Source organism: Streptomyces milbemycinicus (assembly GCF_002154605.1).
Taxonomy (GTDB): Bacteria; Actinomycetota; Actinomycetes; order Streptomycetales; family Streptomycetaceae; genus Streptomyces; species Streptomyces milbemycinicus.
This window is the reverse complement of record NZ_MUNE01000349.1, coordinates 1-17,389: the sequence shown is the minus strand read 5'-3', so window position 1 is coordinate 17,389 and position 17,389 is coordinate 1. Positions and strand designations below refer to the sequence as shown.

General features: G+C 73.9%; 8 protein-coding genes. 2 read left to right on the top strand and 6 right to left on the bottom strand.

Annotation, left to right across the window (positions count from 1 at the left end):
* Positions 1–63: 63 nt before the first annotated feature.
* The 6 genes from CCN51_RS27275 to CCN51_RS27250 form a co-directional block, all read right to left on the bottom strand.
* A complete protein-coding gene (locus tag CCN51_RS27275) occupies positions 64–2,898 on the bottom strand; it encodes an ATP-binding protein (protein ID WP_014181596.1) in 2,835 nt (944 codons plus the stop codon).
* Positions 2,888–5,650: an AAA family ATPase gene (locus CCN51_RS27270; protein WP_014181595.1), complete on the bottom strand. Its 2,763-nt coding sequence runs from the start codon at positions 5,648–5,650 to the stop codon at positions 2,888–2,890. Before CCN51_RS27270 ends, CCN51_RS27275 begins: the two co-directional genes overlap by 11 nt.
* Before the next feature lie 59 nt (positions 5,651–5,709).
* Complete coding sequence (locus CCN51_RS27265) at positions 5,710–8,634, bottom strand: helix-turn-helix transcriptional regulator (protein ID WP_014181594.1); 2,925 nt, start codon at positions 8,632–8,634, stop codon at positions 5,710–5,712.
* Between the two features lie 230 nt (positions 8,635–8,864).
* Positions 8,865–9,410 carry an ATP-binding protein gene (locus tag CCN51_RS27260; protein WP_014181593.1) on the bottom strand — a complete coding sequence of 182 codons (546 nt, stop codon included), beginning with the start codon at positions 9,408–9,410 and terminating at the stop codon, positions 8,865–8,867.
* On the bottom strand, positions 9,407–9,601 hold the full coding sequence (locus tag CCN51_RS57915; protein ID WP_078610761.1) for a DUF5999 family protein: 195 nt from the start codon (positions 9,599–9,601) through the stop codon (positions 9,407–9,409). The genes CCN51_RS27260 and CCN51_RS57915 overlap by 4 nt, the downstream gene beginning before the upstream one ends.
* A gap of 713 nt (positions 9,602–10,314) precedes the next feature.
* The gene (locus CCN51_RS27250; protein WP_014181592.1) at positions 10,315–13,113 is read right to left on the bottom strand and encodes an ATP-binding protein; all 2,799 of its coding nucleotides are present in this window, start codon (positions 13,111–13,113) and stop codon (positions 10,315–10,317) included.
* A 284-nt stretch (positions 13,114–13,397) separates the two neighbouring features.
* On the opposite strand from CCN51_RS27250, the gene CCN51_RS27245 reads away from it, so the two are divergent.
* Positions 13,398–15,686, top strand: a complete 2,289-nt coding sequence (locus CCN51_RS27245; RefSeq protein ID WP_014181591.1) for an ATP-binding protein — start codon at positions 13,398–13,400, stop codon at positions 15,684–15,686.
* 150 nt (positions 15,687–15,836) lie between these two features.
* Complete coding sequence (locus CCN51_RS27240; protein ID WP_425444779.1) at positions 15,837–17,348, top strand: aminotransferase class I/II-fold pyridoxal phosphate-dependent enzyme; 1,512 nt, start codon at positions 15,837–15,839, stop codon at positions 17,346–17,348.
* Positions 17,349–17,389: the final 41 nt, after the last annotated feature.

Sequence of the window (17,389 nt, the reverse complement as noted above, 5' to 3'; positions counted from 1 at the left end):
CGGGGTGCGGGGGCGCCGCGCGAGACCCGTGGGGTCACGGCGAGCGGCGGAGCATTAGCGGCGTTAACTTCCTTTGACCGCCTGCAGCCGCGGCAGGGCGGCGATGAGTTCACGCCGCCCGGATACGTTCAGCTTGCGATAAGAATTCGTCAAGTGCTTCTCGACAGCGCGGGATGTGACGCCCAGCTCTCCGGCGATCTCCATATTCGTCAGTCCCCGGCCGGCCAGCATCACCACCCGCCGCTCGGTGCGGGTCAGCGCGTCCTCCAGCCGGACGGTGCCGTCCCCGCCGCCGCGGCGGGCCCGTTCGACCAGCCACGGCGCCTCGCATTCGGCGGCCAGCGCCGCCGCCTCCCGCAGCATGTCCTCGGCCTCCGGTCGGCCTTCCAGGCGCCCGCCCAACAGCAGCAGGGCGCGGGCCAGTTCGAGTTCGTTGGCCGAGCCGCGCAGCACGCCGACCGCCTCGCGCAGCAGGTCCTCGCCCGTCTCGCCGCCCAGCAGCATGCCCTTGAGCCGCAACGCCCGGCCCATGGCGACCGGCGCGCCCCACTCCTCGGCCCGCAGCCGGTCCTCTTCGGCGAGCGCGAGCGCCGAGCGGGAGTCGCCAAGACGCTGGTACAGGCCGGCCGCGCGCAGCCGCCATGGGAACAGCACCGGGTTGCGCCAGCCCGCCGACTCCAGCCGGCGGCCGCAGGCCATCAGGGTCTCCACGGCGGCGGACCAGCGGCCGCGGTGGGCGTCCACGGACGCGCCGAGGAACTGCACCGCCGCCGCCAGGGGCAGACAGGAGGAGGAGCGCCGTGAGGCCTCGTCGAGCACCCGCTCGCTCAGCGCGGGGTCGCCGATCTCCAGGGCCGTGCGGACGAGCGCGATGGTGGCGGCCACGCCGAGTTCATGCCAGTGGGCGTCGGACAGCCGCAGGGCGAGCTCGGCATGGGCGTGGGCCAGGGTCGGCCGGCCGCGCGCCATGAGCACCATCGCCTGCTCCAGGTGGCCAAACCCATCGACGACGGTGCCGACCGTGACAGCGGCGCGCGACCGGCCGATCCGCTGCTCGACGGAGAGCCAGGAGCCGACGGCGTCCACGGAGTCGGCGGCGACCAGCGCGACGGTGGCCAGCGGCAGCGCTGAGTACACCCGCGCCGACGCGACCGGTTCGCGCTCCAGAAGGCGCATCGCCAGCCGGGTGACCTCGTCCGCGGGCAGTCTGCAGGTGAGTGTGGCGGCGCTGACCAGCACCGCGACCAGTTCGCGCTCGGCGGCCGTGGCCGTCGGCGGCTCCTCCCCCATCCTGTACAGCCGCTCCACCGCCGAGGCCAGCTCCGCCGGGTCGTCGATGCCGCTCTGGCGCAGCCGTGCCTCCAGCCGCAGGGCCACCTCGCGCGCCGCTCCCCCCAGCGCGTCCGGCGGGCCGAGCTCGTCGGCGACCTGCCGCAGCAGATCGACGGCGGAGGGCCGCAGCAGGCCCATGGCGGCCGGGGTGAGCCGCAGCGCCGCGGCGGCCCGGTGGCCGGGCGTGGGGAGCAGCGGGATCGCCTGGGAGATATGGCGTTCGCACGCCACCGGGTCGAGGCCGCGCTCCGCGGTGGCCAGGTCGATCAGCAGCCGGGCCCGGCCCTCGCCCAGCAGGGAGGCGTCCAGCAGGGCGCGCCGCAGATAGCGTACGGCGACCTCGGGGGCGCCCCGGCGCAGCGCGACGTCCGCGGCGGCCCGCAGCACGCCGACCGACCAGTCGTGGCGGGAGGTGACGCCCGCCATCAGCTGGGCGGCGACCTGTTCGTCGGAGCGCCCGGCGCGGTACAGCAGCTCCGCCGCGTGGTCGTGCAGCCACTCCCGCTCCGCGACGGACAGCGACGAGTGGACGGCGTCCGCCACGACGGGGTGGACGAACCGCGGCTCCCGCTCGTCGGCGACCAGCCCCAGCGCGTGCAGGTCGCGCAGCGCCGCCGCGTAGTCGATCGGGTCCAGGCCGGCCAGCCGGGGGACGAGTGCCGGGTCGCCCGGTTCGCCGAGGGCCGCGATCGCGGCGGCCAGGTGGCGTACCGGCGCCGGCTGCAGGCGTACGCACCTGGCCAGCCGCTCGCGCAGGTCCGCGGGGCGGGCCGCGCGGACCGCGCCGACCCGGTCGGCGGTCGGCCGGTGACCGGCGGCCGCCAGGTCCAGCGCCACAGCGGTCAGCGACAACGGGCCGCCGGCGCAGGTCTCGTGGCAGGCCCGGATGAACTCCTCGTCGCCCGGCTCGCCGAAGTGGTCGCGGATCAACGCCGCGGTGCCCGCGGACGACAGCGGACGGGGGCGCAGTCGGTGTGTCGCGGCCTCCACGACCTCGCTCAGCAGGGGGTGCCGGGCGCGGGGCTCCCCGTCGCGCAGGGTGCACACCACGACGGCGCGCAGCCCCCGCAGCCGCTTGGCCAGGTAGGCCAGCCAGCGCAGCGAGGGGGTGTCCACCCACTGCAGGTCGTCGACCAGGATCAGCAGCGGGCCGTCGGCGCTGACGCTTTCCAGCAGCGAAAGCAGACCGCTGAGCGCCGGTTCGTAGGCGGCGGTGGGGCGGTCGTCGGCGGGCATGTCCTCATCGGCGAGGGCCAGGGTGGCGAAGCACGCGCTCTCGCGCGTCCAGCGTTCGCTCAGCTCCCTGGGGGCGCCCGCGAGCAGGCTGTCGAACAGCTGGCGCACCACGCCGAGGGCGAAGTCCTGTTCCACCGGGGCGGCGTTGGCGCGCAGCACCCGTACGTCGTCCTCGGCCTCGTTCACGGCTCGCGCGGGCAGCCGCTGGAGCAGCGCGGACCGGCCGATGCCGAGCGGGCCGGTCAGCAGGACGAGGGACGGCCTGCCCTCGCGGGCAGCCCGTAACGCGCTGGTGATCTGCGCCAGTTCGGCGCCCCGCTCATGCAACATCCGTGTCGTAGCCCTCCATCAAGCGCACCATGTCACGCAGTTCGGCCCGGCCGCTGATCCGCAGCTTCTTGTACGCCCCGCTCAGCCGCAGCTCCACCGTGCGGGTGGTGACCGAGAGCATGTCGGCGATGTCCCGGTTGCCGTGCCCGAGGCCCGCGAGGGTGGCGGTGCGCCGCTCGACGTCGGACAGCGCGGCCCAGGCGGGGTGCAGTCCGCGGACCGCGGCCGTGGGCGGTCGGCCGAGCCGCTGGGCGAGTGCGCGGGCCCGCGCGGCCGGTCTGCTGCCGGGATGGGCCGAGGTGAGCCGGGACACCTCGGCGATCAGGGGCTCCGCGGCCCGCCGCCGCCCCGCGTCCAGCTCCACGGTGGCCAGCTCCATCAGCGCCCCGATGTAGGCCATGTTGTCGGAGGCGGCTCGGAGGGTACGCACGGCCTCGCGCAGCCTGGCGGCCCGTCCCTCGCGGGCCACCCGTCCGATGCCCAGCTCGGCCCAGCCGACGGCGCTCGGCGCGCCCCAGCGCCGGGCCAGCGCGAGCTCTTCGCGGCTGAGCCGGTGTGCCTCCTGGTCGTGGCCGAGCGCATGGCAGGCCCGGGCGGCCATCGAACGCCAGGGCAGCAGGGCCGGGTTGACGTACTGGAGGCGCAGCAGCCGCCGGCCGGCGGCGAGCAGCAGGTCGATCGCCTCGACGGGCTTGCCGTCGGCGATGTCCACCAGCGCCCTGGCGAACAGCAGATGGGCCCCTGCCATGGTGTTCCACGACGCGTCGGGGTCGGGCAGGGCCATGAGCGCGGCGGTCTGCTTGCGGTCGCCGCTCTCCAGCGCGACGAGGATCCGTACGGCCCGCGCGTAGGGGGCGTAGAGGGGGTGCAGATGGGTGTGCGGCAGGGCCCGCTCGGCGGCGGCGACATCCCGCTCCGCCAGATCGGGCCGGCCGCGGCGCAGGTTCATATCGCCGCGCCCGGTCAGCACCAGCGAGGCGGCGGCGCGGGCATGGTCGCGCCGGGCCTCGGTGAGCAGTTCGTCCAGCCGCAGCCCGGCCTCGTCCATGTCGTCTGCCAGGCACAGCGCCCGGCAGGCCGCCAGCCGGGGCAGTAACAGCCCACCCTCGTCGGCGGGGCCGGCGAAGGCTCTGCGGGCCAGCGCTCTGGTGGTGAGCAGGTCCTCGCCGAGCAGGGCCAGTTGCCAGGCGCGCGCCCCGGCCTGGGCGGGTGAGGACGGGTGGGCGGGGAGCGGGGGGACCTCGTGCAGCAGCAGGTCGGTGTCGTCGTGGCGGCCCAGTTCGGCGAGCCAGAACAGGGCGGTCAGGGCGCTGCGTTCACCGCCCCGCGCGGCGGGCAGGGCGTCCGTCAGCGCCTGGCGTACGACGTCGGAGCCGCCGCGGGCCAGCGCCAGGTCCGCGGCGCGCAGCCGTGCCCCGGCGAGATCGGCGTCCGGTGACCGGAGGACCGCGGCGAACCGGCGGTCCCCGGCCTCCGGCGCCTCCAGCACTTCGACGGCGGCCAGCCGAAGGCTCAGCCAGGCCCGCTGCTCGCGGTCCAGCGGCTCCTCCAGCGCGCGGGCCAGGCAGGCGCTCGACCGGACATGGTCGGCGGCGCGCAGCGCGTCGGCCCCGGCGCGGCGCAGTACGTGAACGGCCCAGGGCGCCCCGATCGGGCGGGCGGTGAGCAGCAGCCGGGCGATGTCCGCGTCGTCCACGGCGGCCCGGTGGGCGAGTTCCGCGGCGCGCGCGTACAGATCGGCCCGCTCGTCGGCGGGCATCTCCTCCAGCACCCGGGCCCGGACCTCCGGGCCGGTCAGCCGCAGCGCCGCGCCGGGGCCGGGGGCGGTGAGCCCGGTCGCCTCCAGCGTCTCGCGCAGCCCCGCCTCGTATTCCGGGCGCGGCCGGGCGAGCGTACAGACGAGGGGGAAGTCCAGCAGGTCGCCGCAGACGGCGAGGGCGCGCAGCACCGCGACCGCCGGGGCGGGCAGACCGCGCAGCGCGCGGGTGGCGTGGTCGGCGGTGGCGGCGGCCACGATCGCGCGCAGTTGGGGCACCCGGGCGTCGGCCGGTTCATGTCCGGTGTCGGCGAAGCGGCGCAGCGCGTCGTGGAGCACCGCCGGGTTGCCCCTGGTGGCCTCGGCCGCGACCGCGGTGAACTGTTCCTGCCTCTGGCCGCCGCACACCAGGGTCACCGCGGCGGCGACCTGGGCGGGGCCCAGCGGCGGTAGCGACAGCCGGGACACGGCGACGGGCCCCGGGAGGGCATCGGCCAGCGGTACGGGGCCGATGGCGCCGGCCAGCACCGCGATCGGCGCCCCGGGCAGCCGCCGCACCAGCGCCTGGAGCCAGTGCAGCGAGTCGGGGTCCAGCCACTGGAGGTCCGCCACGGCCAGCAGCGTCGGCCGGTCCCATGCCGTGCGCAGCAGTTCGGCCAGGCCCGGCAACGGCCCCTCGCACCCGGGCGGGCCCTCAGATGCGGTGTCGGTGGATGCGGCATCGGCGGATGCGGTGTCGGCGGGCGGGCCCAGCAGTTGGGTCACCGCCGCGTACGGCAGATCGCTCTCGCCGGGGGTGCCCCGGGCGCTCAGCACGCGCAGACCGCGGTCCTCGGCGAGCCCGACCGCCCACCGCAGCAGCGCGTTCTGCCCGAAGCCCGCCGTACCGCTGAGGGTGACCACCGCCGGGCGCCGCGCGGTCAGGCCGCTGACGGCCTCGGCCAGAACCTCTTGCTCAGGTTCCCGCCCGAGGAGCGGGAGGCCGGGGGGCTGCATGGCGCGCACTATACACCGCGTTTATAGTCGGGGCGAGCCCGGACGACGGGGCTCACCGCTCAGCGCCTCCCGCGGGATGCGGAGACCCAGGCGGGCGCCTGGGGGCCCGAGGCGGTCGGGGAGCGCAGCGCGGCGCCGAGCTCGGCGCGCTGACTGACGCTCAACTTGCGGTACACGCCGGTCAGATGCATCTCCACGGTACGCACCGTGACGAACAGCGACTCCGCTATCTCACGGTTGCCCGCCCCGGCCGCGGCGAGATTGGCGACCGTACGCTCCATACCGGTCAGCAGATCGACCGGCGAGGTGGTGATCTCCCGCATCCGCCCACCGGAGGCCACCAGCCGCCGCCGGGCCTCCCGGGCGAGCCCGAGCGCCCCGCAACGCCAGGCGAGGTCGGCGGCGGTCCGCAGATGCTCCCGGGCGCCGCGCTGGTCGCCCGCCTCCAGCAGCGCCCCGCCCAGCAGATACTCGGCCCGGGCGTGCTCGGCCCGCGCGGGCGACCGGGACAGCAACTCGACCGACTCGGCGAGCAGTTCGACGCCCGGACGCCCCTGGGTGGTCACCCCCCGGGCGAGCGCGGCCAGCCCCAGCGCGCGGGAAGTCCCCCAGCGGCGGGCCAGCCCGGCGCCCCACTCGACGAGATCCCCGGCCTCCTCGGGGCGCCCCCGCTCCGCGAGCAGACAGGCCGCCTCGGCCCACCAGGGCGCGAACGCCGGGTTGGTGATCCCCGTCTCCTCCAGGGACCTGCCGCAGTCGAGAAACAGGCCAAGCGCCGTCTCGCCGTCGCCCAGCGCCCACCGAGCCCGAGCCCGAGCCATCAGATACCAGTGGTACTCCATCACGAAGCCGTCGAGATTCGGCCGGGCGATCCGCTCCAGCAGCGCCTCGGCCTGCTCCGGCTCACCGCGGTCGACGAGCGCGGTGGCCAGCGCCGTCTGCGGCATGGTCACATTGCCGCTCCACCGCTCCTCGGCGATGATCTCCACCGCCGTCTGGGCGTCCGCCAGGGCGTCGGGGATCTCGCCCATCGTGTGCAGCATCACGGAGCGGGTGGACAGCCCGAGCACATACGTCCACACCGCCGCGTTCTCCTGGCTGTAGCGCAGCGAGAGGTCCAGCGCCTCAAGCGAGCCCTGGGCGTCGTCGGCGAGGCCGAGCGTGAACGCGGAGAAGATCAGCGGCAGGGTGCCGGTCGCGGCGTCCGACACCCGCTGCGCGCGCCGGGCCTGACGCACCGCCCGCTCCGCCGAACGCCCGTCCATCGCCGTCAGCACGCTCATCATGGCCAGCGTCTGGCGCTGCGCCGGGGTGTCCCCGGCCGGGGCGGCCATCCGCGCGAAACGGCCGCGGACGGCGGCGATCGTCGCCTTCTCGTCGCACCCGGTGATCAGCAGCACCGACTGGACCAGGGCGCGCAACTCACGGTCCGCGGGATCGGGGTGGGGGTCGGACCCCAGCTCGGCCTCCAGCGCGTCCAGGACCTCGCCGACCACCCGTACGGCGGCGGGCGCCTGTTGCACGGTCAGACAGGCGAGCCCGAACTGCACGGCAAGGGTCGCCCTCACCCGTACGTCCTCGGCCAGCTCCAGCGCCTCCGCCAGCAGCGCGATGGCCTCGGGCGGGTTGATCTCCGCCAGCGATCTGGCCAGTTGGGCGCGCGCCGACACGCTGTGCGGCTCCGCCTCCAGGACCCGGTACAGATAGCGGATCGCCGCCTCGGGGGCGCCCCGGGTCTCGGCCCCCGCCGCCGCCTCCCGCAGGACCCGCCGCATCCAGGGCTGGTCCACCACGGGCACCAGCAGAAGCTGGCCCGCGACCTCCTCGGCGGGCCGCCCCGCGTCGCTGAGCAGCAGGGCCGCCCTGGCCCGCAGCTCGCCCAACTCCTCGGCCGCGGACGAGTCGAGCACCGCCGAGCGCACCACGTCATGCGCCAGATCCACCCGGTCGGGGGCCACCACCTCGGCGCCCCGCAACACCGCCACCGCCTCCTCGACCAGCGCGACGGGCACCCCGGCCAGCGCCCCGACGTGCTCCCCGCCCTCCTCGCCGAGCACCGCGATCGCGGTGGCCACATCGCGCACCCAGGGGGCAAGGCGGCCCATCAGGGCGCGTACGGACAGCGCGACCACGCCCTGGCCCACTTCGGCGACCGCACCCAAACTCTTCTCGTCCGGCGAGGCCCCCATGGACCGCAGTTCGCTGAGCAGCTTGGCGAGCATCAGGGGGTTGCCCCCGGAGACGGCGGCGGCGCGCTCGACGAAGGCGGGGTCGAGGACATGGTCGGGCGTCGGGAAGACCCGCCCGACCATCTCCCCGACCCCGTCGTCGGTCAGCGGCTCCAGGCGGATCGCCGTGGAGCGGGACTGGGCCGCGATGTCCGCGAGCGCGCCGGGGGCGGCCGGTTCGGCCTCGGTGCGCTGGGCCAGCACCACCAGCAGCGGCAGATCGTCCGCGCGGCGCAGCAGGAAGTCGATCCAGCGCAGCGACCGTTCGTCGCACCAGTGGGCGTCGTCCAGAACCAGCACCAGCGGGCCGCGCGCCGTCAGGTTGACCGTGAGCCAGTAGAGCCCGTGGAGCACGGGATAGACGGTCGCCGCCGTGCCCGGCTCCTCCTCGGCGGGGGCGGGCCGCAGGGCGGGCAGCGCACGGCCGGCACTGCCCTTCAGCAGCGAGGACTCGTGAACGCCTTCGTCCCCGGACTCGGTGAGCCCCAAGCTGCCGAACAGGGCTCGTACGCCGCCGTAGCCCGCGTTGGTCACGACCTCGCCGCACCGGCCGTGGAGCACGGTCATGCCCTGGCACGCCCCGCCGTTCACAAAGGCGTGCAGCAAAGTCGTCTTGCCGATACCCGCCGGGCCGGAGAGGATCACAAGACCGGCGCGTCCGGAGCGCGCCGCCTCGGCATGATCCCTCAGCGCCGCCAGTTCATCGGCGCGCCCGATTAGGGTGACTGGTAACCAGGAGTCGTCGGTCCGGTCCATCACAGTAGCCCCCTCACGCCCCAACTCGCTGCGATAAGCCGGAAAGTGTGCTACTCACTGCGATGATGAGACTACACGAGTGATACAAAGGTGATCAACCGATGCGACAGTGATTGGTGATGTCCCACGGAATCGGTGTTCGCGCTACGGCGAGTGCGGGCATGTCGAGGCCCGGGGACGGAAGTCGCGGTGGAGGGCACTCACCTTCCGGTCCCCGGGCCGTTTCGGCATCACGGAGTGCGTGTATGCGCTGTAGCGTCCGATGGCATCTCCTTTCGTCGCAGGTCAGATGTGTCGGCGTGCCGATGTTGGCCGGCGCCGGGGCGGACGTGCAGTTCGAACCACACGGTCTTGCCCGTCCCGGTCCGGTGGCTGCCCCATGAGCGGGCCAGCAGATCGATCATGTAAAGACCTCGGCCGCCCTCGTCGTCCTCGCAGGCCTGGCGCGACTGCGGGGGCGTGGGGTCGGCGTCCTCCACCTCACAGCGCAGGGCGCCGTCCGCGGGACACAGGCACAGCGTCAGCCGGACCGACCCGCCGGTGTAGCGCAGCGCGTTGGTGACCACCTCGCTGACCAGCAGTTCGGCATCGTCCGCTGATCCCGCGAGCGCCCACACGGCCAGCTGTGACAGGACCAGCCGACGGGCGCTGGGCACCGAGGAGGGATGGCGCGGCAGCACCCAGGAGATCCCGCGGTCGGCGACGCGGGCACCACGCCGCACCGGGCGGCGGAGGGTGCCTGGCTGCGCGGCCAGGGCCACCGTGGGGGCGTTCATGCGGCCTGGTCCGGGCAGCTACGGGGGGCGGGGATGACGCGTCCGTCGGGGAGCAGTTCACCCGTGTCCGCGAAGATCACCACACCATTGCACAGGAGGCTCCACCCTTGTTCGGGGTGGGTCGCCACGAGACGCGCCGAGTCGTGGTCTGTGGCGTCGGCGGGCGGACAGGGAGGATGATGATCACACATGGCTGGGGCCTTCGATCTTCCGCCGACTTCCGGCGGAATCCGGAATCGAGACGACCCCCAGCATGCGTCCGGGCGGATCTCCCGGGGAGGGGAGAAATCCCCACATGGGTACCCGATCCGCGGCTGCGGAGCGCCGTCCCGGCGGTCGCGCGCCCCGGACGCGCCGCGAGATCCCCTCGACCCCACGCCGCGCGGGCCCCGGCGGCCGTGGCCCAGAAGGCGCCCCCGCGATCCCATCACCCCCGGCCACCGTCCGGCAGGGACATCTCCCCAGCCGGCTCCCCTGTCGTCTCCTGGCCGTCTCCGCATGACGGCCGGCGTACGCACCGACGCCTCGCCCGGGCGGCCCACGCCTCGGCTGAGCTGCGCGACGGCCACGCAGGCGGGGCGGCCCCTCCCCCCATGCCCCGCTCGGGCGGCTCACAGGCCGGTCGAATCCGCGCGAGACCGCAAGGGGACGGGCCCAGCGGGCCCCACCCCGCCCCGCGCCACGGTCCTGCGGTCCGACGGGGCCCAGTGCACCCACCGGCGCCGCACCGCGGGCCGGCAGGGCCCGGCGGCCCGGCGCGGCCCGGGCGGGCCCGTGAAGACGGGGCGCGCCGGCCCCTCTCGCCCCGCGGGCGGCTCACGCTCCGGCTGAGGCCGCGACGACCGCGGATGTGGCGACCGCAGACGTAAGGACGAGGCGAGCCACCGCGCCCCCGGCCGACCGCTCACGCTCCGGCCGAGGCCGCGCTGCGGCCGTGGGGGCGGAGACGGGGCGGGTCGTGCAGGGCGGTGGCCGCCGCCTCGTCGGCCGTCAGCCGGGCCCCCGCCCGGTACGCGGCGGCGTACGCGCGGGTCCCCAGGTCGGTGCGGAGCCGGGTGGCGACCTCGTCGTGTACGGCGGCCAGGTGCCGGAACCCCGAGGGCGAGGCGCCCAGGGAACTCCACATCGCGTCCGCCGCGCCCAGCAGCCGCGCGCCGTGCCCGGGCTGCCCGCCGAACGCCGCGGTCCAGGCCAGCACCTCGAGGCACAGCGCCATCCCCCACCCGTCGCGCACCACCCAGCGGGTCCGCAGGGCGTCCCGTACCAGGGCGGTCGCGCGCCGCCGGTCGCCGCGGTGCCAGGTGTGCAGGCCCAGCGCCCACAGCGCGTACGAGCGGGCCCACTGGGCCCCGGCGGCCTCGCACAGCGCCAGGCACTCCTCGCCGTAGACCGCCGCGCGGGCGTCGCCGGACAGGGCGCAGGCCATGGTCAGCTGGTAGAGGGCGGTCATCATGCCGTTGCGGTCGCGGGCGGCGCGGTGGCCCTCCAGCGCCTTTTCGATGAGGCGGATCGCCCGCGGGAAGTCGCCCTCGTACAGCGCGAGCGCGCCGCGGTGCTGGGTGGCGCGGACCAGGGTGGGCTCGTGCCCGAGCCGCAGGGCCAGCTCGCGGCACTCGTCGAGCCGGGGCAGCGCCGAGGCCGTGTCGCCCTGGAGCGCCGCGAGCCACGCGTCCACCCACAGCGCCGTACCGCGGGCCACGCTGTCCTCGGGGGCGAGCCACAGTGCCTGTTCGAGCCAGTGGCGGCCCTCGGCGAGGCTGCCGCCGCAGATCCAGTGGGGCCACAGCGCCGCGGCTATCTCCAGCCCCGCGCGGGCCTCGCCGGGCTCGGCACAGCAGAACTCCAGGGCCGTACGGAGGTTCGCCAGTTCGCCGCGCAGCCGGGTCAGCCACTCCTCCTGCCGCGCGGTGAGCCACTGCCGCTCGGCCTCGTGCACCAGGGCGCGGTACCAGTCGCGGTGGCGCCGCCGCAACGCGGCCGCCTGCCCGTATCCGGCCAGCCGCGCCCGGCCGTACCGCCGGATCGTCTCCAGCAGCCGGTAGCGGACCTCGTCGCCGCGCTCCTCCCGCACCAGGATCGACTTGTCGACCAGCCCGGCCACCAGGTCGAGCACGTCCTCGCGGTCGACGCCGTCGCCGGCGCACACCTCCTCCGCCGCCGGCAGGCCGAAGTCCCCGGCGAACACCGACACCCGGGCCCACAGGGTCCGCTCGGCCGGGGAGCACAGGTCGAAGCTCCAGTCGACGGCCGCGCCCAGGGTCCGGTGGCGGGCGCGGGTCGCACCGGCTTCCTCCGCCATGGACTCCCCCGCCGCAGCCTTCCCCGCCACGGGCTCCAGCCACTGGTCCAGCTGGTCCAGGACCTGCTCGGGGCTGAGGGTCCGCAGCCCGACCGCGGCCAGTTCGATGGCCAGCGGGAGGCCGTCGAGCCGCCCGCACAGCAGGGCCACGGCGTCGCCGTTGTGCGCGTCGAGGGTGAACGAGGGCGACACCCGCGCCGCGCGTGCCACGAAGAGCTGGACCGCCGGGTAGCGGGCCAGCGCCTGGGGGCTGTGCCGCAGATGCGGCTCGGGCACGGGCAGCGAGGGCACCCACAGGACCGCCTCCCCCTCCACCCGCAGCGGCTCGCGGCTGGTGACCAGCAGACACAGCCGAGGCGCCCGGCGCAGCAGGCGGTCGGCGAGGAGTGCGCAGGGCTCGATCAGGTGCTCGCAGTTGTCGAGGAGCAGCAGCGCCCGCTTGTCGCGCAGATGGTCGCCCAGCACGTCCACCGCGGACCGGGCGGCCTGGTCGCGCAGCCCCACCGCGCTCGCGACGGTCTGCGGGAGCAGGTTCGGGTCCTCCAGCGCGGCGAGCTCGGCCGTCCACACGCCGTCCGGGAAGTCCCCGCGCACCACGTCGGCCACGCCCAGCGCCAGCCGGCTCTTGCCGACCCCCGCGACGCCGGTGAGGGTGAGCAGCCGCGTACGTCCGAGCAGCCTCCGGGCTTCGGACAGCTCGCTCGCCCGCCCCACCATACGGCTCAAATGATGCATTAATGCCATTCTCCCCATTTCATGCCAACTGGCGAGGGTGGCCTGCTGCCCGTCGCACGGACAACAGCAGCATCCGCGCCGCCTGAGTGCGGCCTCCAGCTCGAACACGTCGGCCGGCAACCGACCGTACTGACGCGCAAAGGCGGCGATCTGCCGGATCCGGGACCTGATCACGCCGGACGGCAGGTGCCAGCCGTCCGGGATCGCCTCACGGACGGCGTCCCACTCGCCCGGGGTGCGCCTGCCCGGGTCGCAAGGCCACGCCGCGAGGACTCCCGCGGTCAGATCGGCCCGCCATGCCGCCGACCGCAGCGTGCGCCCGGCCTGTTCCTGCGCCATGCGCACAATGCGGTCATTGACCTTGACGCCCTCGCCCACCTCGACGGTCCAGCCCAGACGCCGCAGCGCCATCCACGCGTTCGACGGCAGTGCCCTGCCCCCGGCGTCCACACCCGAGGCCAGCCTGCCCACGTCAGCGACGTTCCAGTGCGCGGCCAGCAGCCCGGCAGTCATGACGGAGGCCAGATCCGCAGCCCAGCCCACCCACTCGGCCAGCACGGCGGCCGACAGCACCTCGCCGGTCTTCTCCACCACGCCGGTACGCAGCAGGCCACGGGCACAGGCGGTGCGGGCCGTCTCACCCTTGCCGAGCGGCAGCTTCCGGCTCACCGGTCCCCTCTTCCCAGTCCGTGGAGCTGTCATCCGGTCAACGAGAGGCCTGCGGAAAGGTCACACATTCGATCCACGAACTCCTGCACGACTCCGATAGACGACACATCACCACACATCACTACACATCCCTAAGGGAAAGTGTGAGCCTGGAAGCGTCGGCCCGGTCCGAGCGCGCGAGGCCTGGGGGCCGGGACTGGTTCGAGGCATCCATGAGCGCGGTGGCATCAGGCACCTCGAACGGTCGGCACACCGGAAGGCTGCCGGCCGAGGTGACGAGCTTTGTGGGACGTCGGCATGAGACGGCCGAGGTCAAGCGGATGCTGTCCGCCTCGCGGCTGGTGACCCTGACCGGGGTGGGCGGGGTCGGCAAGACCCGGCTGGCGCTACGGGTGGCCGAGGACGCGCGCCGGGCGTTCCCGGACGGGGTGTGGCTGGTCGAGCTGGCCGCGCTGGCCGATCCCGGGCTGCTGGCGCAGAGCGTGAGCGAGGCGCTGGAGCTGCGGGACCACTCCTCCCGGCCCGCGGTCGAGGCCCTGGTGGACCATCTGCGGGACAAGCAGGCGCTGATCCTGCTGGACAACTGCGAGCAGCTGGTCGAGGCGTGTGCGCTGCTCACCGGTCGGCTGCTGCGCGAGGCCCCGCTGCTGCGCGTCCTGGTCACCAGCCGGCAGGCGCTGGGCACGGCCGGTGAGCAGACGCTGCCCGTCCCGGCGCTGGCGCTGCCGGACGCCGAGGGCCCCCGGCTGTCCGTCGCGTCCCTGGCCCAGTGCGACGCGGTGCGGCTGTTCGTGGAGCGGGCCGGCGCCATCCTGCCCGGGTTCGCCGTCACCGAGGCCAACCGGGACGCGGTGGAGGGGGTCTGCCGCCAGCTGGACGGCATTCCGCTGGGCATCGAACTGGCGGCGGTACGGCTGCGGGCGCTGTCCGTGCAGCAGCTGCTCGACCGGCTGGACGACCGGTTCCGGCTGCTCACCACGGGCTCACGGGCGGTTCTGCCGCGCCACCAGACGCTGCGGTCGCTCGTCGACTGGAGCTACGACCTGTGCACCGGCAAGGAGCAGCTGATGTGGGCCCGGATCTCGGTGTTCGCCGGGAGCCTGGACCTGGAGGCGGCCGAGGCGGTGTGCGGCGGGGACGGTATCGACCGCGACGAGGTCCTGGACCTGGTGGCCGGGCTGGTGGACAAGTCGGTGCTGATCCGGGAGGACCATCCGAAGGCGGTGCGCTACCGGATGCTGGACACCCTGCGCCACTACGGCCGGGAACGGCTCGCCGCGGCCGGGGAGGAGGCGGTACGGCTGCGCCGCCACCGGGACTACTACCAGCGGCTGGCGGCCACGGCACGCGCCGAGCTGTTCGGCCCCTCACAGGTGCCGTGGTTCACCCGGCTCCAGCAGGAACACGCCAATCTGCGCACCGCGCTGGAGTACAGCTTCGCCGAGCCGGGGCAGGCGGCGGCCGGGCTCGGCATCGCGACCGATCTGCTCTACCACTGGATCACCAGCTACTACCTCACCGAGGGGCGCGGCTGGCTGGACCGGGGCCTGGTCCTGTGCCCCGAGCCGACCGAGGCGCGCGCCCGCGCGCTGTGGACCGACGGCTGGCTGGCCATCATCCAGTCCGATATCGACGCGGCCACCGCCATGCTGGCGGAGTGCCGGGAGCTCGGCGCCCGGCTGCGGCAGGAGGCGATCCTCGGCTATGTCGCGCTCTACTCCGGGATGATCGCCATGTGCCGGGGCGACACCGAGTCGGCGATCGGGCTGTACGAGGAGGCCGTGGCGCGCCATCGCGCCACCCACGACCCGGTGGGTCTTGCGCTCGCCCTGATCCGGCTCTCGTTGGCCCATTCGTTCCTGGGCGACTCGCCGCGCGCCATCGCGGTGGGCGAGGAGTCGCTGGCGGTGTGCGACGCACACGAGGAGGGCTGGCACCGGGCATACGCGACGATGGCGCTCGGCGTCGAGGTGTGGCGCCAGGGCGACTACGAGCGCGCGACCGCTCTGGAGCGGGAGAGCCTGAACTTCAACCGCTCGCTGGACGACCCGCTGGGGGTCGGGGTCAACCTGGAGGTGATGGCCTGGATCTCGGCCTCGCAGAGCCAGTACCAGCGGGCCGCCAGGCTGCTGGGCGCCCTGCGGAACATCTGGCACCACATCGGCGCCCCGCTGTCGGGTTACGGCCACCTCGTCCGCTACCACGAGTCCTGTGAGGCGGACACCCGCCGGTCCCTGGGCAAGCAGGCGTTCCAGGCGGCCGTGAAGGAGGGCGCCCGGCTCTCCTACGACGAGGCGCTGACGTACGCGCTCCAGGACCACTTGCCCACCCGGGCCCCGGCCGGGGAGGGTGAGCAGCCCTCTCCGCTGACCCCGCGGGAGACCGAGATCGCGCGTCTGGTGGCGCGGGGGCTGAGCAACAAGGAGATCGCGGCCGCGCTGGTGATCGCCCAGCGCACCGCGGAGGGTCATATCGAGCGCATTCTGAGCAAGCTCGGGTTCAATTCCCGCGCCCAGGTGGCAGTCTGGGTAGCCGGGCAGAACCGGTCCGAACAGGGCGTTGAGGCGGAATGATAACCGCTCACTTGTTCCCTTGTCCCGAACTTCTCAAACACCCCACGAAAATGCTCAGTAGACCAACGTTTGCGGGATCATGCAGCAGGCTCTGGAGACAGAGCAGCAACGGTCGTGTCCGCACGGCCCCGTGACCGAGGAGGTCCTGCTGTGACTGTTGCCGCAGTCGGCAATTCCGGTAATGCCATGGAACTGTTCCGTGGCACCAACCACAGCCCGTCGTATTTCTCGCTCTCCCGGGCGGGAGTGGGACAGGACGTCGTCGACTTCTGCATCCCCTGCAACCCGTACTTCCCCACACCCGCGATGTTCGCGGTGCTGGCGGTCCGGCTGCGGGACATCCTCACGTACTACCCGAGCTCGGCGGACACCATCACCGCCGAGCTGGCCAGCCTGCTCGGGCTGCAGCCGCAGACCATGGCGATGGGCAACGGCTCGACCGAGCTCATCACCTGGATCGACCATCTGCTGGTCAAGGAGAGCCTGGCGGTGCCGATCCCCACCTTCGGCCGGTGGACCGACCAGCCGATGGAGACCGGCAAGCGCGTCGACATGTTCCAGCTTCCGGAGATGGACGGCTTCCGGCTCGACCCGGACGCCTTCGTCTCCTTCGTGAGGTCAAGGGGTTCGCGGGTCGCGGTGATATGCAACCCCAACAACCCCGACGGCGGACTGCTGCCCCGGCACGCCGTCGTCGCCATGATGGACGCCCTCGCCGATCTCGACCTGGTCGTCATCGACGAGTCCTTCCTGGAGTTCGCCGACTCGGAGGCGTATCCGAGCGTCGTGGACGAGGCGGTGCTGCGGCCCAATGTCATTGTGCTGCGCAGCCTCGGTAAGAACTTCGGGCTGCACGGCGTCCGTTTCGGCTATCTGGTGGCCAATCCGGCACTCGCCGTCCAGATCCGCTCCCGGCTGCCGAAATGGAATCTCAACTCCTTCGCCGAGGTCATCGTCTTCATGCTGAAGCGATACCAGCCGGAGTACGCGCAGAGCCTGCGCATGCTCAGCCGCGACCGGCAGGAGATGACCGCCCAGCTGGCCAATCTGCCCGGGCTGACGGTCTATCCCTCCCAGGGCAACTTCGTCTTCGTCAAGCTCCCGGAGGGCGCGGACGGCGCCCAGGTGCGCGACCGGCTGCTGTCCGAACACGGCGTGCTGGTCCGCGAATGCGGCAACAAGCTGGGCAGCAGCAGCCAGTTCATGCGGCTGGTGGTGCGCTCCCAGCCGGATGTGCAGCGCCTGCTGACCGGGCTGAGCACGGTGCTGTACGGCACGGCCTGGTACGCCCCGCAGCCCTCCCTTGAGCAGCAGCCGTCCTACGCGCTGGAGCAGCCCTCGTACGCCTCCTACGCCCTGCCCCAGCAGCCGTCGTACGCGCTGGAGCAGCCCTCGTACGCCTCCTACGCCCTGCCGCAGCAACCCTCGTACGCGCTGCCGCAGCAACCCTCGTACGCGCTGCCGGAGCCGCAGACCGAGCTCCAGCTGCTGCTCCAGTCCGCGCAGCAGCAGCAACAACAGCAACAGCAACAGCAACAGCAACAGCAACAGCAACAACCGGCCCTGTACCCCGCCACCCCGCTCCAGACGGCGCAGGACACCTATGGGGGGTACGCGGCGGGGGTCAGCTCGGCCATCGGCTGCGCCTGGGGCTGCGGATAGGCCGCGGGCATCGCCTGCTGCGCCGCGTACCCCCCATAGGT

Excerpts from the sequence above, each read along its gene's own strand:
- CCN51_RS27275 (WP_014181596.1), bottom strand. The coding sequence starts at position 2,898 with ATGTTGCATGAGCGGGGCGCCGAACTGGCGCAGATCACCAGCGCGTTA.
- CCN51_RS27270 (WP_014181595.1), bottom strand. The coding sequence starts at position 5,650 with ATGCAGCCCCCCGGCCTCCCGCTCCTCGGGCGGGAACCTGAGCAAGAG.
- CCN51_RS27265 (WP_014181594.1), bottom strand. The coding sequence starts at position 8,634 with ATGGACCGGACCGACGACTCCTGGTTACCAGTCACCCTAATCGGGCGC.
- CCN51_RS27260 (WP_014181593.1), bottom strand. The coding sequence starts at position 9,410 with ATGAACGCCCCCACGGTGGCCCTGGCCGCGCAGCCAGGCACCCTCCGC.
- CCN51_RS57915 (WP_078610761.1), bottom strand. The coding sequence starts at position 9,601 with ATGTGTGATCATCATCCTCCCTGTCCGCCCGCCGACGCCACAGACCAC.